At 70.0% G+C, this 16,445-nt stretch carries 15 protein-coding genes; 8 read left to right on the forward strand and 7 right to left on the reverse strand.

The window, feature by feature from the left end:
• Positions 1-8 precede the first annotated feature (8 nt).
• From ACIQNU_RS41225 to ACIQNU_RS41260, 8 genes are all read left to right on the forward strand, one after another.
• Positions 9-1,085, forward strand: a complete 1,077-nt coding sequence (locus ACIQNU_RS41225) for an LLM class flavin-dependent oxidoreductase (RefSeq protein ID WP_401377040.1) — start codon at positions 9-11, stop codon at positions 1,083-1,085.
• A gap of 159 nt (positions 1,086-1,244) precedes the next feature.
• Positions 1,245-2,012, forward strand: a complete 768-nt coding sequence (locus tag ACIQNU_RS41230; RefSeq protein ID WP_401377043.1) for a DUF1684 domain-containing protein — start codon at positions 1,245-1,247, stop codon at positions 2,010-2,012.
• Positions 2,013-2,095: 83 nt separating this feature from the next.
• On the forward strand, positions 2,096-3,616 hold the full coding sequence (locus ACIQNU_RS41235; RefSeq protein WP_401377046.1) for an ABC transporter substrate-binding protein: 1,521 nt from the start codon (positions 2,096-2,098) through the stop codon (positions 3,614-3,616).
• Positions 3,616-4,581, forward strand: a complete 966-nt coding sequence (locus ACIQNU_RS41240) for an ABC transporter permease (protein WP_401377048.1) — start codon at positions 3,616-3,618, stop codon at positions 4,579-4,581. The genes ACIQNU_RS41235 and ACIQNU_RS41240 overlap by 1 nt, the downstream gene beginning before the upstream one ends.
• Complete coding sequence (locus ACIQNU_RS41245; protein ID WP_401377051.1) at positions 4,578-5,480, forward strand: ABC transporter permease; 903 nt, start codon at positions 4,578-4,580, stop codon at positions 5,478-5,480. The genes ACIQNU_RS41240 and ACIQNU_RS41245 overlap by 4 nt, the downstream gene beginning before the upstream one ends.
• The gene (locus tag ACIQNU_RS41250; protein ID WP_401377054.1) at positions 5,477-6,277 is read left to right on the forward strand and encodes an ATP-binding cassette domain-containing protein; all 801 of its coding nucleotides are present in this window, start codon (positions 5,477-5,479) and stop codon (positions 6,275-6,277) included. The genes ACIQNU_RS41245 and ACIQNU_RS41250 overlap by 4 nt, the downstream gene beginning before the upstream one ends.
• Entirely contained in the window at positions 6,274-7,038 is a 765-nt protein-coding gene (locus tag ACIQNU_RS41255; RefSeq protein WP_401377057.1) for an ABC transporter ATP-binding protein, read from the forward strand. The genes ACIQNU_RS41250 and ACIQNU_RS41255 overlap by 4 nt, the downstream gene beginning before the upstream one ends.
• Positions 7,039-7,104: 66 nt before the next feature.
• Positions 7,105-8,046, forward strand: a complete 942-nt coding sequence (locus ACIQNU_RS41260) for a hypothetical protein (protein WP_401377060.1) — start codon at positions 7,105-7,107, stop codon at positions 8,044-8,046.
• Positions 8,047-8,134: 88 nt separating this feature from the next.
• Here ACIQNU_RS41260 and ACIQNU_RS41265 read toward each other — a convergent pair whose 3' ends face one another.
• From ACIQNU_RS41265 to ACIQNU_RS41295, 7 genes are all read right to left on the reverse strand, one after another.
• Positions 8,135-10,558 carry a lamin tail domain-containing protein gene (locus tag ACIQNU_RS41265; RefSeq protein ID WP_401377063.1) on the reverse strand — a complete coding sequence of 808 codons (2,424 nt, stop codon included), beginning with the start codon at positions 10,556-10,558 and terminating at the stop codon, positions 8,135-8,137.
• Between the two features lie 222 nt (positions 10,559-10,780).
• Positions 10,781-11,788, reverse strand: coding sequence for an aminoglycoside phosphotransferase family protein (locus tag ACIQNU_RS41270; RefSeq protein ID WP_401377066.1), 1,008 nt, complete (start codon positions 11,786-11,788; stop codon positions 10,781-10,783).
• A 2-nt stretch (positions 11,789-11,790) separates the two neighbouring features.
• Positions 11,791-12,258 (reverse strand): hypothetical protein, encoded by a 468-nt coding sequence (locus ACIQNU_RS41275; protein ID WP_401377068.1) that lies wholly within the window; start codon positions 12,256-12,258, stop codon positions 11,791-11,793.
• A gap of 84 nt (positions 12,259-12,342) precedes the next feature.
• Positions 12,343-13,215 carry an ABC transporter ATP-binding protein gene (locus ACIQNU_RS41280; RefSeq protein WP_401377071.1) on the reverse strand — a complete coding sequence of 291 codons (873 nt, stop codon included), beginning with the start codon at positions 13,213-13,215 and terminating at the stop codon, positions 12,343-12,345.
• Positions 13,212-14,312 carry a FecCD family ABC transporter permease gene (locus tag ACIQNU_RS41285; protein ID WP_401377074.1) on the reverse strand — a complete coding sequence of 367 codons (1,101 nt, stop codon included), beginning with the start codon at positions 14,310-14,312 and terminating at the stop codon, positions 13,212-13,214. Before ACIQNU_RS41285 ends, ACIQNU_RS41280 begins: the two co-directional genes overlap by 4 nt.
• Positions 14,309-15,346, reverse strand: coding sequence for a FecCD family ABC transporter permease (locus tag ACIQNU_RS41290; RefSeq protein ID WP_401377076.1), 1,038 nt, complete (start codon positions 15,344-15,346; stop codon positions 14,309-14,311). Before ACIQNU_RS41290 ends, ACIQNU_RS41285 begins: the two co-directional genes overlap by 4 nt.
• 16 nt (positions 15,347-15,362) lie before the next feature.
• On the reverse strand, positions 15,363-16,427 hold the full coding sequence (locus ACIQNU_RS41295) for an iron-siderophore ABC transporter substrate-binding protein (RefSeq protein ID WP_401377078.1): 1,065 nt from the start codon (positions 16,425-16,427) through the stop codon (positions 15,363-15,365).
• Positions 16,428-16,445 lie beyond the last annotated feature (18 nt).

The raw sequence follows: 16,445 nt of genomic DNA on the forward strand, positions 1-16,445 counted from the left end.
AGCGCACCATGGCATCCGAAGTCCTCTGGTACATCATTCCCCGCGAAGGCGCCTACCCCTGGGAGCCGGAGGGCCGCAGGCCGGTCGACCTCGGTTACCTCCAGCAGCTCGCCGGCACCGTCGAACGCCTCGGCTTCACGGGCGCCCTGCTCGCCACCGACCTGTACGACGTGTGGCCGCTCGGCAGCGCGCTCGCCGCGTCCACCAGTACCCGCTTCAAGCCGCTGCTCGCGGTGCACCCGGGCCTGATGTCACCGACGCTGCTCGCGAAGACGGCACTCACCTTCGACACGCTGTTCGGCGGGCGGCTGCGGTTCAACGTCGTCAATGGCTCGACCCGCACCCTCGGTGAGTACGGGCTGCACGTCGAGCACGACGAGCGGTACGCCCTGAGCGCCGAGTACTGGTCGCTCGTGAAGCGGCTGACGGCGGGGGAGGTCTTCGACCACCACGGCAGGTTCTACGACCTGAAGGACGCGGGCGCTTCCTTCCGCGATCTGAAGCCGGTGCAGAGACCGCACATCCCGCTGTGGTTCGGCGGCTCGTCGGCCCCGGGCATCGAGATGGCGGCGGAGCACGTCGACACCTATCTCACCTGGGGTGAGCCGCCGCATCTGCTCAAGGACAAGCTCGACCGGGTCCGTGAGCGGGCCGCCGCGTACGAGCGGACCCTGCGCCTCGGGCTGCGGCTGCATCTGATCGTCCGCGACACCGAGGACGAGGCGTGGGCGGCGGCCGACCGGCTGCTCGACGTCACCAGCCAGGCCACCTACGCACGGCAGCTCGGCGACCGCGCGGGCGAGGACGGTGTGGGCTGGCAGCGGCAGTTCCGTCAGCACGGCGGCCGGGTGCCCGCCCGCGCACGGGAGTTGGAGGTCCACCCGAATCTGTGGCCCGGCATGAGCCTGTTCCGGCCGGGGCCCGGCACGGCGGTCGTCGGATCGACCACGCAGGTCGTGGAGCGGCTGAAGGAGTTCGAGGACCTGGGCGTCGACACCTTCATCCTGTCCGGGAACCCGCTCCTGGAGGAGGCGTACCGGGTGGCGGAGACGGTGCTGCCCGCGCTGGGCGTCGTCCGAAAGTGACTCGTGTCACTCGCCGTCAGGTCGGCCGTCTCACGAACCGTCTCAGCATGCAGGACAACTTGACATTAGCCGACCTTTTAGAAGATAAAGGAGGGCCTTTGGGTTGAACTGTACGCAGCGTGACATTCGAGGCGTGACAGTCGACGATCGTCTACGCGAATGAGTCATGCCGTGTCCCATGCCGCTGCCCCGGATCAGCCGACCGTCGGCGCAACCCCCGATCCGCCGACCGCCGACCCCGCCGGGGAGTGGGACGCCTGGCGTGCCGAGCGGGCCCGCTCGCTCACCTCGCCCACCGGCAACCTCGCCCTCGTGGAGACCCGCTGGCTGCCGGCCGGTGAGCTGCCGGACCTCGAAGCGGCCCGCGCCGGACAGCCCGCGCATGTGACGGTCACCACAGTGCGGCGCACCGACCTGGTCACCGGCGAGCCCGAGTTCGGGCTCCGGTTCTGGGACGCCGAGTCCCCCGCGATCCGGCACTTCGAGCACACCGACACCTTCACCCACGACCCGGACTGGGTCCTCGACGCCACCTTCACACCGGTGCCGGGGGCCCGCCGGGTCGCGTTCGAGCACATCCGCGACAACGGGGGCACGCGTGACCTCGTCGTACCGGGCGACATCACGCTCACCGTGGACGGCCGCGCATACACCCTGAGCGCCTTCGACGACGACGGCACCCTGCTGCTCGTCTTCGGCGACCCCACCAACGGCGACACCACCTACGGTGCCGGACGCTTCCTCTTCGTCACCCGCACCGGGGACGACCGGGTCCGCCTCGACTTCAACCGTGCTTTCGTGCCGCCCTGCGGGTACTCCGATCAGTACAACTGTCCCATGCCGCCGCGGCAGAACCGTTTCCACCTGCCCGTCCGGGCCGGTGAGAAGCTTCCCGTCTTCCGCGACGGCTTCCCCGCCCAGTACTGACCGGACCGGAACCGACCGGACCGCACGCACCTCCCCACCTCTTCGCCCCGCCCCGCCCCGCCGCACGAAAGCGCGTACCCCTCATGAGCATCAGGAAGAACTCCCTCTACGGCGTCGCCGCCGCCGCTGCCCTCGCCGTCACCCTCAGCGCCTGCGGCGGGTCCGGCTCGAACGGAGGCGGCGCGTCCGGCGGGTCCTTCGACAAGAACGCGACCGTCAACATCGGTTCGCTCTACGAGCCGCAGAACCTCGACAACACCGGAGGCGGCGGCCAGGGCGTCACCGAGGCCCTGAACGGCAATGTCTACGAGGGCCTGTTCAAGCTCACCGACGACGGCAAGGTCGAGAAGCTCCTCGCCGATGACCACAAGGTCAGCGACGACGGCCTCACCTACACCTTCACCCTGAAGGACGGCGTCAAGTTCCACAGCGGCAAGGCCCTCACCAGCGCCGACGTCAAGTACAGCCTGGAGAAGGTGATCGCGAAGGACTCGCAGTCCGCGCGCAAGAGCAACCTTGAGGTCATCAAGTCCATAGAGACGCCCGACGCCCGCACCGTCAAGGTCCAGCTCTCGCAGAAGTCGATCTCCTTCGTCTACAACCTGTCCTACGTCTGGATCATCAACTCCGAGGCGAAGGACCTGAAGACCAGCGAGGACGGCACCGGCCCGTACCAGTTGAAGAAGTGGACCCGTGGCTCCGCGCTCAGCCTCGACCGGTTCGCCGGCTACTGGGGCACCGCCGCCAAGAACAAGCAGGTCGTCTTCCACTACTTCAAGGACGCGACCGCGCTGAACAACGCGCTGCTGACCAACGCCGTCGACGTCGTCACCAGCGAGCAGTCGCCCGACGCGCTCGACCAGTTCAAGAGCAACCAGAACTACAAGGTCACCGACGGCAACTCGACCACCAAGCTGCTCCTCGCCTTCAACGACAAGGCCAAGCCTTTCACGGACGTCAAGGTCCGCCAGGCCGTCTCGTCCGCCATCGACGACAAGAAGCTCCTGGAGTCCGTCTGGGGCGGCTACGGCAAGCTCATCGGCTCGATGGTGCCGCCCACCGACCCGTGGTACGAGGACCTGACCGACGTCAACGCCTACGACACGGCGCGCGCGAAGAAGCTCCTCGACGAGGCGGGCTACAAGGACGGCTTCACCTTCACGCTCGACACCCCCAACTACGACCCGCACCCGACCGCCGCGACGTTCATCAAGTCGCAGCTCGCCAAGGTCGGCATCACGGTGGACATCAACACCATCACGCCCGACGAGTGGTACACGAAGGTCTACAAGAACCACGACTTCACGGCCACCCTCCAGGAGCACGTCAACGACCGCGACCTGGTCTGGTACGGCAACCCCGACTTCTACTGGGGCTACGACAACAAGCAGGTCACCGACTGGGTCAAGCAGGCCGAGGAGGCGTCCAGCACGGCCGAGCAGACCGAACTCCTGAAGAAGGTCAACCGCAAGACCGCCGAGGACGCGGCCAGCGACTGGCTGTACCTGTACCCGCAGATCGTCGTCGCCAACAGCAAGCTGTCCGGCTACCCGGTCAACGGTCTCAACTCGCAGTTCTTCGCCTACGACATCAAGAAGGGCTGATGGCGCGGTACCTCCTGCGCCGCTTCGCCTTCCTGCTCGTGTCCCTCGCGCTCGCGAGCGTGGTGCTGTTCGTGCTGCTCCGGATGTTGCCGGGCGACCCCGCGAACGCACTCACCTCCGTGGGCGCGAGCCCCGAGCAGATCGCGGCGGCCCGGCACTCCATCGGCTCCGACAAGCCGCTGCCCGAGCAGTTCGTGCACTGGATCGGGCAACTGGCGGGCGGTGACCTCGGCACGTCGTTCGTCAGCTCGCTGCCGGTCGGCCCCGAGGTCAGCGCCCGCCTGAACGTGACGATCCCGCTCACCCTCGCCGCGTTCGTCCTGGCGATCCTCATCGCGGTACCGGCGGGCTTCGTCGCCGCCCACCGCCGCCGCACCTGGTACGGGGCCCTCCTCAGCGGCGTGTCCCAACTCGGCCTCGCCGTACCCGTGTTCTGGCTCGGCATGATCCTCATCGCCGTCCTGGCGCTCAACGCGGGCTGGCTCCCCGCCGGAGGGTTCCCGCAGGACGGCTGGTCCGACTCGGCCCAGGCGATCCGCTCCCTCGTCCTGCCGGTCGTCACCATCGCCCTGGTGATGAGCGCGTCCCTGATCCGCTACGTCAGATCGGCGACGCTCGACGTCCTCGACAGCGACTATCTGCGCACCGCGCGGGCGCTCGGCTCCTCCTTCGGCGGGGCCATGTGGCGGCACGGACTGCGCAACGCCTCCGTACCGGTGATCTCCATCCTCGGTATCGAGCTGGCGTCCACGCTGCTCGGCGCCGTCGTCGTGGAGTCCGTGTACGCGCTGCCCGGACTCGGCTCCCTCCTCGCGACCGGCATCGCCCAGCACGACTACCCGGTGATCCAGGGCGTGCTGTTCGTCTCCACGCTCGCGGTCCTCGTCATCGGCTTCCTCGCCGACCTCGTGCAGCGGATCATCGATCCACGGCTGCGCGGCCGACTGTCGGGAGGCACCCGGTGAACCAGCCGACCAAGGACCACCTGCCCGTCCCGCCGAAATCCCCGGCCGCGGACCTGCCGCCCGCCCCGCGCAAGAAACTGTCCGCGAAGCGCTCGTACACCCTCGTCGTCGGATGTGTCCTCGCCGGGCTGATCGCGCTGATGGCGCTGGTCTCCTTCTTCTGGCTGCCCTACGCCACCGACGACACCTCCGGCGGCCGGCTCGCCCCGCCCGGCGGCGGACATTTCCTGGGCACCGACAAGCTCGGCCGTGACCTGTTCACACAGCTGATGACCGGTTCGCGGATCGCCGTCGAGGCCGGCCTCGGATCGGTCGCCGTCGCGGCGGCCGTCGGCGTCACACTGGGTGTCCTGGCCGCGTTCGCACAGGGCTGGCTCGACGACACGCTCTCCGCGTTCCTCGACATCCTCATCGCCTTCCCGACGCTGCTCCTCGCGATGCTCATCGTCGCCGCCCGCTCGGCCACCCTGAGTTCCGCGATCCTCGCCATCGGCCTCGCCCAGAGCGCGGTCGTGGCCCGCCTGGTGCGGATCCTCGTCAAACGGGTCCTGGCGCGGGACTTCATCACCGCCGCGCGGACCTCCGGCACGACCTGGCCCCGGATCGTCACCGGGCACGTCCTGCCCAACATCTGGCCCACGCTCGTCGTGAACCTCGCCCTGCAGTTCGGGCTCGCGATCCTCGCCGAGGCCAGCCTGTCGTACCTCGGCCTGGGCGCGCCGCCGCCGAACGCCTCGTGGGGCCGCATGCTCCAGGAGGCCCAGGCCACCTTCACCACCGCACCGGCCGGCGCCCTCGCCCCCGGCATCCTCCTCGTCCTGCTCGTCATCGGCGTGAACCTCATCGCCGACGGCCTGCGCGACACCCTCGATCCGACGGCCTCAAGGAGGCGCACATGACCCTCCTCGACGTGCGCGACCTCACGATCCGTACCGGCGAAGGCCACACCCTGGTCGACGCCCTGTCGCTGACCGTCGCCCCTGGAGAACGCCTCGGCCTCATCGGCGAGTCCGGTTCCGGCAAGTCCCTGACCACGCTCGCCGTGCTCGGCCTGCTGCCCGACGGCATGACCGCGCACGGCAGCGTCGAACTCGCCGGGACACAGATCGTCGGCGCGGGCGAGAAACAGCTCACCCGGGTGCGCGGCCGGGACGCCGCCATCGTGTTCCAGGAACCCCTCACCGCGCTCGACCCGCTGATGCGCGTCGGCCGGCAGCTCGCCGAACCCCTCGGCCGCCGCCGTGGCCTGAAGGGCGACGCGCTCAAGCGGGCCGTCGCCGAAGCGCTGGACCAGGTACGGCTGCCCGAACCCGACCGGATCGCCCGCGCCTTCCCGCACGAGATCTCCGGCGGCCAGCGCCAGCGCGTCGCCCTCGCCATGGCCCTCGCCTGCGACCCGAAGCTGCTCATCGCCGACGAGCCGACCACCGCGCTCGACGTCACCGTGCAGGCCGAGATGCTCGACCTGATCGACACCCTCGTCCAGGAACGTGACATGGCGGTCCTCTTCGTCAGCCACGACCTCGCCGTCGTCGCCAAGGTCACCGACCGTGTCCTGGTCCTCAAGGACGGCCGGGCCGTCGAGGAGGGCGACGTACGCGACCTCGTACGGGCACCGCGCGAGGAGTACACGCGGGCGCTGGTGGCCAGCGCGCGCCAACTCGAATCGGCACTCGACCTCGGGAGCGCGCGATGACCCCCGTACTGGCTCTTGACAAGGCGTCGTTCGCCTACCGGGGGCACCCCACGCCCGTGGTCGAGGACATCTCCCTGGCCGTCGACGCCGGGCACAGCCTGGCCCTCGTCGGGGAGTCCGGAGCCGGGAAGACGACCCTGCTGAGGCTGCTGCTCGGCCTCGCCCGCCCCACCTCCGGCACTGTCCGCTTCGACGGAGCACCGCTGACGCCGCGCGACCGTGAGCAGATGCGACGCTTCCGGCGCAGTGTGCAGTGCGTGTTCCAGGACCCCTACTCGTCGCTCGACCCGCGACAGCGCGTCGGCGGCATCGTGTCCGAGCCGCTGCGGTCCCTCGGGATCGACACCCGGCGCACCGCGGCGCCCAAGGTGGCCGATGCGCTGGAGCGGGTCGGGCTCCCGGCCGAGGTCGCCGCACGCTATCCGCACGAGTTCTCCGGCGGTCAGCGCCAGCGCATCGCCATCGCCCGCGCCACCGTGTGCGACCCGCGTGTGCTGCTCGCCGACGAGCCGGTCAGCGCGCTCGACGTCACGACCCGCGTCAAGGTCGTCGACCTGCTCAGCGAGTTGAAGCAGGAGCAGGGCCTCACCCTCGTCATGGTCTCCCACGACCTGTCGGTGGTCGCGTCGCTCTGCGAACGCACGGCCGTCCTGGAGCGGGGCCGGATCGTGGAACACGGCGACACCGCCCAGGTGTTGGGCGCCCCCGGGCACCCGTACACACGCCGTCTGGTCGAGAGCGTCCCGCGCCTGCCCGCCTGACCCGGTTCCGTACCCTGGCCGGACGGCGCCGGGGCGACGAGCACCGGCCGGACGAGGGGGCGGTACGTGCGCGCACGGGGCATCAACTACGACACCGGGTTCCTGCCGGGGGACCACCTCTCCCGCGAGACGTTCACACCGGACGCGGTCCGCCGCGACATGGCGGTCATCGCCGGTGAACTCCACTGCGATGCCGTACGTGTCTCGGGGCGCGACCCCGAACGGCTGAGCGTCGCCGCACGCTGCGCGGCGGACGCGGGGCTCGAAGTGTGGTTCGCCCCCTTCCCCGTGGACCTTCCCCCCGACCGGCTCCTGCCGTTCTTCGCGGAGTGCGCGCGGCGGGCGGAGGAGCTGCGGCGGAGCGGCGCCGAAGTCGTGTTCGTCGCCGGGTGCGAGATGAGCGCGTTCTGCGGCGGCTTCATCGAGGGCGACACCTACGGGGACCGGCTCGCGGCCATGGGGAGCGCCGACGCCGCATGGTGGTCCGCGCTCGGCCCGGTCCTGAAGCGCCTGAACGCGTTCCTCGCGGAGGCCGCGGCGACGGTCCGCGCCGAGTTCGGCGGCAAGGTGACGTACGCCGCCGCACCGTGGGAGTGGGTCGACTGGAGCCCGTTCGACATCGTCGGCGTCGACGCCTACCGGGCCGCGTACAACACCGACACCTTCCGCGACGAGATACGGGCCCACCTCGCCCACGGCAAGCCCGTCGCCGTCACCGAGTTCGGGACCTGCGCCTATCGGGGCGCGGCCGAGCGCGGCGGCAGCGCCTACCAGGTGCCGCCCGGCGCCGTGCCGGACGAGGACGAGCAGGTGCGTTACCTCACCGAACTCCTCGACATCTTCGAGGAGGAGGGCGTCGACACCGCGCTCTGGTTCACCTTCGCCGGCTACAGCAGGCCGGGGCCCGCGGACCTCGGCTCGTACGGTGTGGTGCGCGTGCTCGACACCGAGCGCTGGGAGCCGAAGGCGGTGTTCGCCGCCATGGCGGACCGCTACCGGCGCGCCTGAGACAAGCGAAAGGTGTCCGTACGCCCGCCGGAGCGTACGGACACCTCCTCACGGTCGGTACCGGGCATCAACTCCGGTACGGACCGGCTTACTTGATGCGAACGACCTGCGGGTCGTGGTCGCTCGTCTGGTCGGCGAACTCCGAGTTGATGTGGACGACCTCGTAGGCGGGCTTCTTGATGCCCGGGGTGACGAGGATGTGGTCCAGCGTCTGCGAGTTGCCGTCGTACACGTAGCTGTACCGCTCGTTCACCGGAAGGGTGTTGATGAGGTCCGTGAGGATCCCGCCCTTGGTGAGCGTGGTGAGGGGCTTGGAGAACTGGTAGTCGTTCATGTCACCGAGAACGACGACCTTCGCCTTGATGTCCTTCAGCAGCAGGCTGCCGACGAACTTGTTGACCTCCTGCGCCTGCGCGACACGCTGCGTCTCCGAGCCGAGCACCGGCGGCTGGGCGACGCCGTGCATCGGCTTGTCGCCGCCCTTGGAGTTGAAGTGGTTGCCGATCACGAACACCTGCTGGCCCTGGAAGGTGAACTCACCGACCAGCGGCTTGCGGCTGCTCTTCCAGGCGTCGGACGTGGGGTTGATCCGGCCCGGCGACGCCGAGAGCGTGATCCCCTTCTTGCCGTTGTTGACGACCTTCACCGCGGTGGTCGCGTCGCCGCCCGGACGGTCGACGAAGCTGACCCGCTGCGGGTTGAAGAGGAAGACGTTGCGGATGTTCCCGCCCGGCTCGCCGCCGTCCTGGCCGTCCGTCGGGTCGATGGAGCGCCAGTCGTACGTCGGGCCGCCGGCCTTCTTGATGGCGTCGATGAACTTGGCCATCGTCTGGTCGGCCGCGACCGTACCGTCGCTGGTGGCACCGTTGTTGTCCTGGATCTCCTCCAGGCTCACGATGTCGGGGGACGCCAGGTTCTTGACGATGCCCTGGGCGAGCCGGTCGTACTTGCTCTGCGGCTCCTGCGGGTCCAGGTTCTCGACGTTGTACGTGGCGACGGACAGCTCGTTGGCCTTGCCCTTCTGCGCCACGTCCGGCGTGAGGCCGCCCGACTTGACCGTGCCGAGCGTGGTCGACTGGATGTTGTAGCCACCGTAGTTGGCGTAGTCCAGGGGACCGGCGGTCGTGCCGGTGAGGGTGTCGCCGACATTGGCCTTGAGCTTGTCGCTGGTCAGCGACCCGATCAGCAGACGACCCGAGTTCTGGTCGTCGTAGCCGGTGTAGACGGTGCCACCGTTGGGCGTCGGGTTCTGCTTGGGCTTGGTGGTGATCCAGGTCTCGTTGTACGCGTTGGAGGCACCCACCACCCGTACGTCCTTGACCTGCACCAGCATGCCCTCGCGGGACTCCAGCCAGTCCAGCGCGAACTTGTTGGGCTTCAGCTCCAGGGGCTCGATGTTGAGTCCCTTGACCTTCGGCGCGTAGGCGTCGGCCAGCGTGGTGGCGTCGATCACCTCGGCGGCGGGCAGCTTGTTGCCGGAGGACAGCACGACCGAGGTCGGGCCGGTCAGCTCGGTCACCGACTGCGTACCGGAGGCCTGGCCACCGGGGTAGTACTCGGTGATCTTGCCGGAGACGAGGACCGAGTCGCCGACCTTCACCGTCGGCGTCGCCGAGCCGGTGAAGACGAAGATGGCCTCGCTGGTGGCCGGGTCCTTGTCCGGCGTCGGGTCCTGGATCCAGTAACCCTTGGAGCCGGTGCTCCGTACGCCGGTGACGATACCGGGCACGTTGGTGACGGACTTGCCGTTCTCCGGCGAGATCCGGGTGTTGCCCTGGATGTCGTGGATCCGCAGCGAACCGGGGGTGGTGTCGGTGGGCGACGGGGTCGGGGACGGGTCGGTGCCGCCTCCGGTGCCTCCGCTGTTGCGGGGGGTGGGCGTCCCGCCGGTGAAGTCGGCGGCGTTGTCGTCCGTGTCGGTGAGCGCGGCGTTCCGCGCGACGGACGTGGTGTTGCCCGCACCGGTGGCGGGCGAGCCCTCACGGACGAGGGCGGTGCCGAAGCCCACCAGGTCCTTGATGCCGGCGTCCGCGGCGCAGTCGGCGGCGGTCAGGCAGGTCAGCGGCGTGGTGGAGTGCACCAGGGCGATGGTGCCGCTGGTCGCCGACATGGCGATGGTGCCCACCGCGTCGGGCGTGGGCAGGGCGGTGTCGCCGCCCGCGCCCTTGGCTTCCTGGATGAGGTAGCTGCCACCGGCCGGGATGGAGCCGCTGATCTCCGTGACCTGCCACTTGGTGGTCGGGCCCGGAGAGCCGCTCAGGTACTGCACGGACCAGCCGGAGAGGTCGAAGGGGGCGTTTCCGGAGTTGCCCAGCTCGACGAAGTCGTTGGTGAGGGTCGCACCGGAGTTGCCGCCGCCACCGAAGACCTCGGCGACGACCGCGTCCGCCGAGGGGGTCGCCTGGGCGGTGAACGGAAGCGCGATGAGCGTTCCGGCGATACCGAAGGGCACGGCCAGGGCGATCACCTTGGCGCGACGGCCGCGCAGGGCCAGGGGTATGGAAGGAGGCACGTTGAGTTCTTTCTCTTGCGTGTTCTCGCGAAGTGACACTGTGAAAGTCACGCTGTGAACAGGGTGTGTGTGAGGGGTGCGAGAAGACTGAAAGCCGGCTCAAGATACGCGCGTAGATAGTGACGGAACAAGGGGTCCGCAGGGCAAGGGGCAACTGTTTCCCGGTTGTTCGCCGAAATTAACCTGTACGCCGCAATGGGTGCGAGGTGTCGAGGGTGCCCGTTATGGGAGGTGATCGCCCGCTCTGTGGTCGGTGAGCACTTCCCGGATCACATGCCGCGCATGCCCCGCGATCACCGGATTCGTCTCGCGGTAGTACGGGAGTTGGATGAGTGCCATGCACAACGCCCAGCCCCGGCCGCGCGCCCACGTCGCGTCGTCGAGCACGACGGCGGCCCGGAATCCGTTCCGTACGCGGGCGGGCAGCGGGTTCCACGCCACGATCAGGTCGCACGCGGGATCGCCGACGCCGACGGTCCCGAAGTCGATCACGGCGCTCAGCCGCCCCCGGCTCAGCAGCAGATTGCCGGGCATCAGGTCGGAGTGGAGCCACACAGGCGGGCCCGACCAGTCCGGGGCCTCCAGGGCCGCGTCCCACGCGGCGGTCGCCGCACCGGTGTCGATGTCACCGCGCAGGTCCCGGATCGCGGCCCGTGCGCCGTCGTCCACGGTCGCCAGCGGTGCGGCACGGTAGGCGGGCGGGGCGTCGGTGGGATCGATGCGGTGCAGGGCGGTGATGAACTCGGCGAGATCCAGGGCGAGTTGGGCGGCGGGGTCGGTGGAATCGGCTAGATCGGCCGAGTTGGCGGGGTCTCCGGGGTCGTCGGCGGTGCTTTCGGTGGGTGCGAGCCGGGTGGCGTCCGGGTGGTCGCCGTCGAGCCAGCGGTGGACGGACCACGGCCAGGGGTAGCCCTCGCCCGGTACGCCCTTGCCGAGTACGGCGGGTACGGCGACGGGGAGCAGCGGGGCGAGCCGGGGCAGCCACCGCTGCTCTTTCTCGATGTCCTCGACCCCGCCCGGGATCCGGGGCAGCCGTACGGTCAGGTCGTCGCCGAGCCGGTACACGGCGTTGACGGTCCCGGACGAGGGGAACCGGGTCAGCGGCAGATGTGCCCACTGCGGGAACTGCGCGGTGAGCAACCCGCGGACCAGTGGTACGTCGATGGGTGCCTCGTCGGCGTGCATCGCGCCGGCGAGAGGCGTGCTGTCGCCCATGTCGTCGTTGGGCATGGTCACTCGTCTCCGTCCGTTGCCGTGACACCGTCCGTCGCCGTGTCCCACTGCGGCAGGCCGTCCACCAGCCGCACCCCGGTACGCGGCATATCGGCCCGCTCGTGCCGGGTCTGCACGGCCGGGGGGAGACCGGGAGGTGTCGCGGGGCCCAGGCCGCGATGGACAGAGCAGTCGCAGGTGGGGGAGAGCGGGTCCGGGCAGGCGGCGGCCCACTCCTCGACGAGCCGCATGCCGGCGGTGTCGATGCGCCACCACCAGTACATGTCCCACGACGCGTGGTCGGCGGGGTCCCAGCAGTCGTGCGAGTGGTGCTCGACCACGCCACCCCCGCACGCGGAGCACCTCAGCACATCGGTGTAGTCGAAGACGACGTCGTGCCCCGGGGTGCCGGGCGGGGTGCCTCGCCGGTTCAGGGCCAGCAGCCGCGTGAGCGTGGGGGTGTCACAACATCGGGGTGCCATCGCCATGGGGTGCATGATCGCGCGGCCGGAGCGATCACGCACCCGAATATGGCGCCCGTGTCAGGCACCCGTACGACACACCCCCGGACGTCACCCCGTCCGCTCGTGCGGGATCACCATCGGCGTACCGGTCCTCGGGTCGGGCACGATGTCGCAGGCCAGTCCGAACACCTCGGAGACCAGCTCCGCCGTCACCACGTCGGCCGGCGGGCCCTCGGCGACGACGCGGCCCTTGTCCATCACCACGAGATGGGTGGCGAACCGGGCCGCCTGGTTGAGGTCGTGGAGCACCGCGACGATGGTGCGCCCCTCACGGTTCAGCTCGGCGCACAGCTCAAGAAGGTCGTACTGGTGGGCGATGTCGAGGAACGTCGTCGGCTCGTCCAGCAGGATCAGCTCGGTGTCCTGCGCCAGCACCATCGCGATCCACGCCCGCTGTCGCTGCCCGCCCGACAGATCACCGGCCGCCACATCGGCGAGGTCGGCGAGCCCGGCCCGGTCCAGCGCCAGCGCGATGGCCCGGTCGTCGTCGGGGGACCACTGCCGCAGCAGGGTGTGGTGCGGATGCCGGCCGCGCCGTACCAGCCCGCGCACACTGATCCCCTCCGGCGCGAGCGGACTCTGCGGCAGCAGCGCGACCCGGCGGGCGAACTCCTTGCCGCGCAGTCCGGACACATCGGTGCCGTCCAGTGTGACGCGCCCTTCGACCGGCTTGAGGACGCGGGCGAAGGACTTCAGCAGGGTCGACTTGCCGCAGCCGTTGGGGCCGACGATGACCGTCAGCCCGCCGTGCGGAAGGTCGAGGCTCACGTCCCGCACGACGGGCGCGCCCCCGTAGCCGAGGGTCACACCCCGCGCACCGAGCCCCTTGACGGCGGACGCGACCACCTCCGCACCGGCCGCCGCACCCACCGCCTCCGTACCCACCTCAGCACCCGCCTCCGTCCCCGCTTCGATGCTCACAGCGTTCCCCTTCTCCATTCACGAGTCAGCAGATAGCCGAGGTAGAGGCCGCCGACCGCCATGGTGTAGATGCCCACGGGCAGATCCTCGAAGACCGGCGACTGCTGGGCGGCGAGATCGGCGAGGACGAGCAGTACCGCGCCCATCAGCGCGGACAGCGTCAGCCGGGGGCCCGCGCCCCGGGTGACCCGCCGGGCGATCTGCGGGGCGGTCAGCGCGATGAACGCGATCGGACCGGCCACACTGACCGCGCCGGCGGCCAGCACGATCGACAGGACCACGGCCGCCGTCCGGGTCCGCCCGGGGTCGCTGCCGAGAGCCGACGCGATCTCGTCGCCCATCTCACTGATCGTCAGATGCCGTGCCACGAGCGCGATCAGCGGCACCGTGGCGAGCAGGACGAGCCAGATCGTCGTCGCGTCGGACCAGGACCGTGCGGCCAGACTGCCGTTGAGGTAGGCGGTCAGGACGGTCGCCTTGTCGCGCTCGACGACATAGACGACGTACTGGATGACCGCCGTGGCGATGGCGGCCACGCCGATTCCGGCGACGACCAGGCGGCCCGGGTCGCGGAAGCCGGTGCCCGTGGACACGTAGACGAGCGCCATCGCCAGGACGGCGCCGAGCAGAGCGCCCAGCGAGACCGGGACGCCGGGCAGCATCAGTGCGAAGATCGCGGCGCCCGCGCCCGCGCCGGCGCTGAGCCCGATCACGTCGGGGCTGCCGAGCGGGTTGCGGGTCACGGACTGGAACAGAGCGCCGGACAGGCCGAACGCGGCGCCGGTGGCGATCCCCGTGAACAGACGGGGACCGCGCAGCCGGTTGAGGACGAACCTGTCCTTGCCCTCCGCCCCGCTGAACACCGCCGTCGAAAGATCGGCGAGGCGGATACCGAGCCGGCCCATCGTCAGGGTGGCGACGGCGGCGATCAGGAGCACCGCGAGGACGACGAGGCACGCCACGACGGCGGTCCGCTCGACGGGCAGCGCCACGGTCCGGCCGATCCGCAGATATCCGCGGGGTGCGGTGTATTCGGCGTCCGGCGCCTGCCCGTTTCGCGCACCCGGAACAGGTGTCACGCTCTGCCGGGTCTTCATGCGGTCCCCCTCATCCGGCGCACCGCGAACAGCAGCGCGGGCGCGCCGACGAACGCCGTGACCACGCCGACCATCAACTCCTGCGGGCGCAGCAGCACACGGCCCACGACATCGGCGAACAGCAGCAGCGCCGGTCCCACCAGCGCCGAGAAGACGAGCTGCCGGCGGAAGTCGACACCGACGACCGCCCGCACGATGTGCGGGACCGCGAGGCCGACGAACGCGATCGGGCCGACAGCGGCGGTCGCCGCCGCGCTGAGCACGGTCGCCGCCATCAACCCGACCCCCCGCACCACGGCGGGGTTCGTCCCGAGCGAGGACGCCGACTCGTCGCCCAGGGCAAGGGTGTTGAGCGAGGGGCCGAGCAGCAGCGCGGCGATCAGACCGGCGGCGGCGAAGGGGAGCACCGACCAGAACACGTCGTAGCCCCGGCCGCCGAGGGCGCCGACCACCCAGTACCGGTAACTGTCGAAGATCTGCGGCCTGGACAGAGTGACGGCCTGGATGAACGCGGTCAGTACGGCGGTGAGCACGGCACCTGCCAGGACAAGCCGCACCGGGCTGCCGGCCGACCCGGTCGAGCCGATGACATGGACGAGGAACCCGGCGAGCAGCGCACCGGGCAGCGCCCACCACAGGGTCGCCGACTGGCCGGAGACGCCGAGGAACGCGGTCGCCGCGACGATTCCGGCGGCGGCACCCGCGTTGATGCCGAGCAGCCCGGGATCGGCCAGCGGATTGCGGGTCACCCCCTGCATGAGGGTGCCCGCCACGGCGAGACACACACCGGCGAGCACACCGAGGACGGTGCGCGGGTAGCGGGACTCGACGACGGTCGTGACATACGGGTCGCCGTGGCCCCCGAGCACATCGAGGACGTCACCGAACGACGTGTTCATGCTGCCGAACATGACGCTGGCGAACAGGCTCAGGACGAGGAGCACCAGGGCGGCGGCCAGGGACCACACGAGCCGGGAGGCGCCGGCCCGAGCGGGGCCCGCGCCTCCCGTGCGAGGACGGACGGAGGTCGTCATACGGAGGGGACGCGCCTCACTTGTCGGCCGCGGCGACGGCCTTGTCGATCAGCGGCAGATACCGCTCGATGCTCCACGGCACCGTCAGCGGGTTGATCATCGAGGAGGCGGTGACGAACGGGTTGTCGTTACTCGCGACGACGGCACCCTTGGACACGGCGGGCATCGCCTTGTACAGCTTCTGCGCCTCGATCTCCTTACGGGTCTTGGCGTCGGTGTAGAAGGTGAAGATCAGGTCGCTGTCGCCCAGCTTGTTGGCGTTCTCCAGACCGATGACGGAGGAGTCGGTGCCGTCGGTCTCCTTGAACGTGTCCACCACCGGGTCCACCTTCAGACCGAGCGAGGACACCACCTCCACCCGCTGCTCCGACGACCGGAACACACCGAGCGTGCCGGGGCCGGTCGTGTAGATGTACGAGAAGGTGTGGTCCTTGTACGCGGGCCGGGTCGCGGCGGCGTCGGCGAGCTGCTTCTTTATCGTCGTGGTCAGCTTGTCGCCGTCGTCGGGCTGCCCGAGCGCCTTGGCGATGATGTCGATCTGCTGGTCCCACTTGGTCGTCCACGCCTTGCCGGGGTAGGCGACCGTGGGCGCGATGTCCTTGAGGATGTCGTACTGCTTCTGCGTCAGACCGGACCACGGTGCCAGGATCACGTCCGGCTCCAGTTCGGTGATGGCCTCGATGTCGAGTTCCTCACCGCCGGTGAACTGCTTCGGCAGCTTGTCGCCCTTCTCCTTCACGGCCTCGTAGATCCACGGCATGTAGCCGGTCTTGTCGCTGCCCCAGTCGTACCGCTCCATGCCCACGGGCGTGTGGCCGAGGGCGATGGCCGTCTCGGTCGAGCCCTGGCCGAGCGTCACGACCCGCTTCGGCTGCTCGGTGATCTCCGCGGTGCCCAGGGCGCTCTTGATGCTGACGGGGAACGCGCCGCCCGCCTTGGACTCGCCGGAGCTGCTGGAGGATTCCTCGCTGAAGCCGCAGGCGCCGAGCAGCAGCGTCAGCGCGGCTGCCGCCGCGGCGGCGCCGAAGGCCCGGCGGCCCGGCCGGGCGGACGCGCCGGAGCGGGTGGAAACGAACGGCATGAGGAATCCCCTTTGAGC

Origin of the sequence: Streptomyces sp. NPDC091292, assembly GCF_044757265.1 — a bacterium.
In the GTDB taxonomy this organism is placed as follows: domain Bacteria; phylum Actinomycetota; class Actinomycetes; order Streptomycetales; family Streptomycetaceae; genus Streptomyces.

Coding starts and splice junctions, on each gene's coding strand:
- ACIQNU_RS41235 (WP_401377046.1), top strand. CDS start 2,096: ATGAGCATCAGGAAGAACTCCCTCTACGGCGTCGCCGCCGCCGCTGCC.
- ACIQNU_RS41255 (WP_401377057.1), top strand. CDS start 6,274: ATGACCCCCGTACTGGCTCTTGACAAGGCGTCGTTCGCCTACCGGGGG.
- ACIQNU_RS41270 (WP_401377066.1), bottom strand. CDS start 11,788: ATGCCCAACGACGACATGGGCGACAGCACGCCTCTCGCCGGCGCGATG.
- ACIQNU_RS41290 (WP_401377076.1), bottom strand. CDS start 15,346: ATGACGACCTCCGTCCGTCCTCGCACGGGAGGCGCGGGCCCCGCTCGG.
- ACIQNU_RS41225 (WP_401377040.1), top strand. CDS start 9: ATGGCATCCGAAGTCCTCTGGTACATCATTCCCCGCGAAGGCGCCTAC.
- ACIQNU_RS41285 (WP_401377074.1), bottom strand. CDS start 14,312: ATGAAGACCCGGCAGAGCGTGACACCTGTTCCGGGTGCGCGAAACGGG.
- ACIQNU_RS41275 (WP_401377068.1), bottom strand. CDS start 12,258: ATGGCGATGGCACCCCGATGTTGTGACACCCCCACGCTCACGCGGCTG.
- ACIQNU_RS41295 (WP_401377078.1), bottom strand. CDS start 16,427: ATGCCGTTCGTTTCCACCCGCTCCGGCGCGTCCGCCCGGCCGGGCCGC.
- ACIQNU_RS41240 (WP_401377048.1), top strand. CDS start 3,616: ATGGCGCGGTACCTCCTGCGCCGCTTCGCCTTCCTGCTCGTGTCCCTC.
- ACIQNU_RS41250 (WP_401377054.1), top strand. CDS start 5,477: ATGACCCTCCTCGACGTGCGCGACCTCACGATCCGTACCGGCGAAGGC.
- ACIQNU_RS41230 (WP_401377043.1), top strand. CDS start 1,245: ATGAGTCATGCCGTGTCCCATGCCGCTGCCCCGGATCAGCCGACCGTC.